General features: G+C 46.8%; 5 protein-coding genes. 1 reads left to right on the top strand and 4 read right to left on the bottom strand.

Features of this window, described 5'->3' with window-relative positions; genetic code table 11:
* Positions 1-81: 81 nt before the first annotated feature.
* Positions 82-1,122, bottom strand: a complete 1,041-nt coding sequence (locus QUA77_RS26125) for a tetratricopeptide repeat protein (RefSeq protein ID WP_333039558.1) — start codon at positions 1,120-1,122, stop codon at positions 82-84.
* Positions 1,123-1,301: 179 nt separating this feature from the next.
* Between QUA77_RS26125 and QUA77_RS26120 the strand changes: the two genes are divergently transcribed.
* Positions 1,302-1,445: a hypothetical protein gene (locus tag QUA77_RS26120; RefSeq protein WP_333039560.1), complete on the top strand. Its 144-nt coding sequence runs from the start codon at positions 1,302-1,304 to the stop codon at positions 1,443-1,445.
* Between the two features lie 130 nt (positions 1,446-1,575).
* Here the strand turns inward: QUA77_RS26120 and QUA77_RS26115 are convergent, their stop codons facing one another.
* From QUA77_RS26115 to QUA77_RS26105, 3 genes are all read right to left on the bottom strand, one after another.
* Complete coding sequence (locus QUA77_RS26115) at positions 1,576-2,349, bottom strand: BMC domain-containing protein (protein ID WP_190731639.1); 774 nt, start codon at positions 2,347-2,349, stop codon at positions 1,576-1,578.
* A gap of 205 nt (positions 2,350-2,554) precedes the next feature.
* The gene (locus QUA77_RS26110) at positions 2,555-3,235 is read right to left on the bottom strand and encodes a carbon dioxide concentrating mechanism protein (RefSeq protein ID WP_333039562.1); all 681 of its coding nucleotides are present in this window, start codon (positions 3,233-3,235) and stop codon (positions 2,555-2,557) included.
* A 289-nt stretch (positions 3,236-3,524) separates the two neighbouring features.
* On the bottom strand, positions 3,525-3,722 hold a 198-nt coding region (locus QUA77_RS26105; RefSeq protein ID WP_333441803.1), incomplete at its 5' end, for a ribulose bisphosphate carboxylase small subunit.

The following is a 3,722-nucleotide window of genomic DNA, read 5'->3' as shown; positions in this document are numbered from 1 at the left end:
TGTGGGTTGCATCTGCGCTTTCCTCGCTCAAAGATTTAGGCAATAAGTCTAATGACTAAGGGCTACTGACTACTGACTAAATCAATCATTAATAAATTCACCTTCACAGATAATCGAGTCTCGGTTCTCCAAATCTTCTTGATTCCAGACCGCGTTTAATGCTGCTGAACTTAAGGAAGTTGACATCGTATTTAATGTTGTGTTGTAGTATTCAGCAGCATTATTAAGTTCGACCTGTGGCGCTTCCTTGAAGTACGAATTAATATCAGGCGTACACCTCTGTGCTTGGTAGTATAAATAAGCTTCAGCATTAATGCACATTACATGGTAGAAATCCTTATTGGCTGCCGTAATATCTCCAAGTTTATACAGCGCTAAACCCCGGTTGAGATAAGCTTTAACATAGTTCGGATCGAGTTCTACGGCTTTGTCAAAGTCTTCAATTGCAAGCTGCATTTGTTTTAATTTATAGCGAACGCAACCTCTGTTATAATAGGCATAAACATTTTGTGGATCGATCGCGAGTGCTGTGTTGTAATCGGCCAGCGCCTGCGTATTGTCTCCTAATTGGTGGTAACAGAGACCGCGATTTATGTAAGCTTTGATATATTTGGGATTCAACCGCAGCGTTTCGTTAAAGTTTTCTGTTGCTGCCTCTTTTTCTCCCAAAAGGTAGTAAGCGCGCCCCCGGTTGTAATAGGTTTTATAATTGTTGGAATTGATAGATAGAGCTCGATTGTAGTCTTCTATTGCTTCTTCGTAATTTCCTAAATTAGCAAGTACAAGTCCCCGGTTGTTGTAGATAGCGTGGCTGTTAGGCTTATTTGCTAAAGCACAGTTTAGATCCTCAATGGCTTTTTCGTGTTCTCCGAGATGACGCCAAGCATTGCCTCGATTCAAGTAAGCCTCGAACAAATTAGGGTTGATATCTAGGGCTTGGCTGAGGTCTGCGATCGCTTTTTGGTAGTCTTTCATGTAATAGTAAACCAAGCCGCGATTGTTATAGGCTTTGGCATCGGCGGGATTGAGTTGCAGTATCTGATCGAAGTCCTCAAGTGCCGCTTCATAGTTTCCTTTCTTGGCGCTGTGCAAACCGCGCTTGTAAAATTGTTTGAGGTTCATAGGTCCACTTTCAGGATTGCTTGATTCTGGGGGTTGATTCCTGTGCAGTCAGTCTGGAGTTAGACAGCCGTTAATCTGTTTAAAGAGCATCCACCTGCGGTCAAAGTAACTCTTAAATGATTCCCGGAAATCTACCCTAAACAGAATTTGTGGTTTATTTTAACAGTAGTTAAATCCTGTTGAAAGGCTCTGCACGTCCGCTGGATTTACTTATTAGTCAGTTCGATAGTTTACCCGACGATCGACTTGCTCTCAAAAGTCTAGTTTTACTTGGTGCTCTGTGTCTCTTGATGCGGCGGCGATCGGCTCGATCGGCAAATTAAGTTTGAGACCGCTACTCAGTATAAATTGTTGCCAGCAGTCCCACCGAGTAAACTCTATATTTTTTTGACAAACTGCGTCTCAGTATTTGCAGCAGCACGTCTCTACAAACTTTTGTTGCCTAATTACCAATTACCGATTGATTTCCTCTTCCACATAAACCCTCAATTTCTCCAAATCTGGAAGTTCGATCAATTCTTGTTCCTTTTCCTTAACCGACACGGGCATCATCACAGGTTTACGCTGCTCGATCCAGCAACTCGCCAGCGGTAAAGTTTGTTCCAAATCTTCCAAAGGCCTGGGAATTACCATCACCGCGTTCAACTCGCCAATTCGCTCAGCTTCGTACATCCCCGCTTCTACGGCTACTGCTACATCTGCAACTGCACCGCGAATAATTGCCGTGCACAAGCCGGCGCCAATTTTCTCGTAAGCTGCCAAGTGTACGTCTGCGGATTTGAGCATAGCATCGCAAGCACCGACCATTGCCGGAAATCCCCGGGTTTCGAGCAAACCGATCGCCTGATTGCTAAGCCGAGAATAACTGCCTTTTTCCGAAAGTTCAGTCAGCCGAAAGCCGATCGGCAAAACCACTTCCAAATTAGCCAAAGGTCTAGGAATCACCAACTTAGAAACAAACTGCCCGAACTGTTCGGCAGTTTGAGCTCCAGCTTCCACAGCCAAACGCACATCCGAAATTCTGCCCCGGACGATCGCGGTACAGTGGCCGGAACCAATTTTTTCGTATCCTACTAAAATCACTCCTGCCGACTTCAGCATCATGTCAGCAGTCCCCACAATTGCCGGAAAACTCTTGGTGGATACCAAACCCAAAGCAGTGTCTTTGAAGTATTCCTGGCGCTGCGATCGCTCTTCGTGACTGTTACGATCTGTTTGTCCGTCCATCTTCTATTACCCTTAGAAACTTCCCAAAATAAAAATTTGTTGATAGTTTATAGTTTCTCAGATGAGAAGACAGACTGCACGAGCTACAAGACACAGATTGCTGCGGCAAGGCCTTACCAATTGCTGAGCTACCAATAATATGAGATTACCTATTTATATTTGATCTTTCTGCCTTCAGCATAGCTGCCTTTTGCGGAAATGACGGCTACCCGGAACCGCCCGATAGAGTTTGGCCGTTTTCCTCCGGTCGATTAAAAGCTTGCCGGTGCGGAAACAGCGTCCCCAACAGCCGATTGATGTGAGCTTGACCGTACAGAATAGTTGGCGTTTCCCCTGGTTGGGGCGGCTCTGCGGCAGTGGATTCCGGCGGTTCTGGGGCAGTCTCCGGCGCTGTTTGAGGCGGTGTTTGGGCGGGTTGTGGCGGCTCGATCGGCTCGATCTGTCGATCCACTGGTGGCGTAGTGGCTTCGGGGGTTTCTGGTGATGTTGGCGCTGCTGTTGGCGCTGTTGCGGTTGCTTCTTCTGCGGCGGCTTGGCGGCTGGTATCTCCCATTAGAGAACCTGCTGCCATAATTTGCATTTTCTCGATACAAGGATTGATTAGGGTCGTCCCGGCGCCAATACAGGCATTTTCCCCGATCGTTCCGGCACCTACCACCAGCACTCCTGCACCCAGAATAACGCCCGCCGCGATTTCCAGAGTACCTTCACGGGCGTGAAGGATAACTCCCATACCGATACAGGCACCGGCGGCGATCGAGATCCGGCTGCCCGGCTCTGCTTGCAGGATTGCTCCAGGGGCGATCGCCGCACCCTCATTCACAACTACATCGCCACTCATCAAAATCTGAGAGTTGCTACTTAATTGCAGTGGCGATAAATACATTCGACTTCACCATGAAAGGAGCTATTTTTTTCGATAAAACGACTTTAAATTATGGATTTTCTCGACTGATAAATTTAACCATGTCAATCTAAGAAACGATAATTTACTAATACTGAGAATCTTGATGCTTTAACGTTTTATAGAAACTTTCCGAAGATTCTAGATTTTGACCAACATTTCTCATTCGAGCTTTTTAACTATCTCAAATCCTACTTCAATCCGCTTGGGTTTCTCCCGTTTGCCCCAGTGCGAGGGCTTAACGGAAGAAACAGGCTAATTACCAGGCAAATTAAGGTCGTTGGATAATTTCTTCGAGTACCCGGCGCTTCGCCTTGGAGTCGATGCCGAGCAAGCGGACGTACTCGCCGCTGTGTTCTTTGAGACAGCTTTCGAGGGCAGAAATCACTTCGGATTCGCGGTTGGATGAGATCGGAGCACAACTGCTCCAAGAACCGGTGCGGAAACGGCGCGCGTCGGCGTGTTCCGT

It is taken from the genome of Microcoleus sp. K5-D4, assembly GCF_036704575.1.
Classification (GTDB): Bacteria; Cyanobacteriota; Cyanobacteriia; order Cyanobacteriales; family Microcoleaceae; genus Microcoleus.
Note: the sequence above shows the minus strand (reverse complement) of the source record. Positions and strands in the feature narration are given on the sequence as shown.

Excerpts from the sequence above, each read along its gene's own strand:
- QUA77_RS26125 (WP_333039558.1), bottom strand. The coding sequence starts at position 1,122 with ATGAACCTCAAACAATTTTACAAGCGCGGTTTGCACAGCGCCAAGAAA.
- QUA77_RS26115 (WP_190731639.1), bottom strand. The coding sequence starts at position 2,349 with ATGGACGGACAAACAGATCGTAACAGTCACGAAGAGCGATCGCAGCGC.
- QUA77_RS26110 (WP_333039562.1), bottom strand. The coding sequence starts at position 3,235 with ATGTATTTATCGCCACTGCAATTAAGTAGCAACTCTCAGATTTTGATG.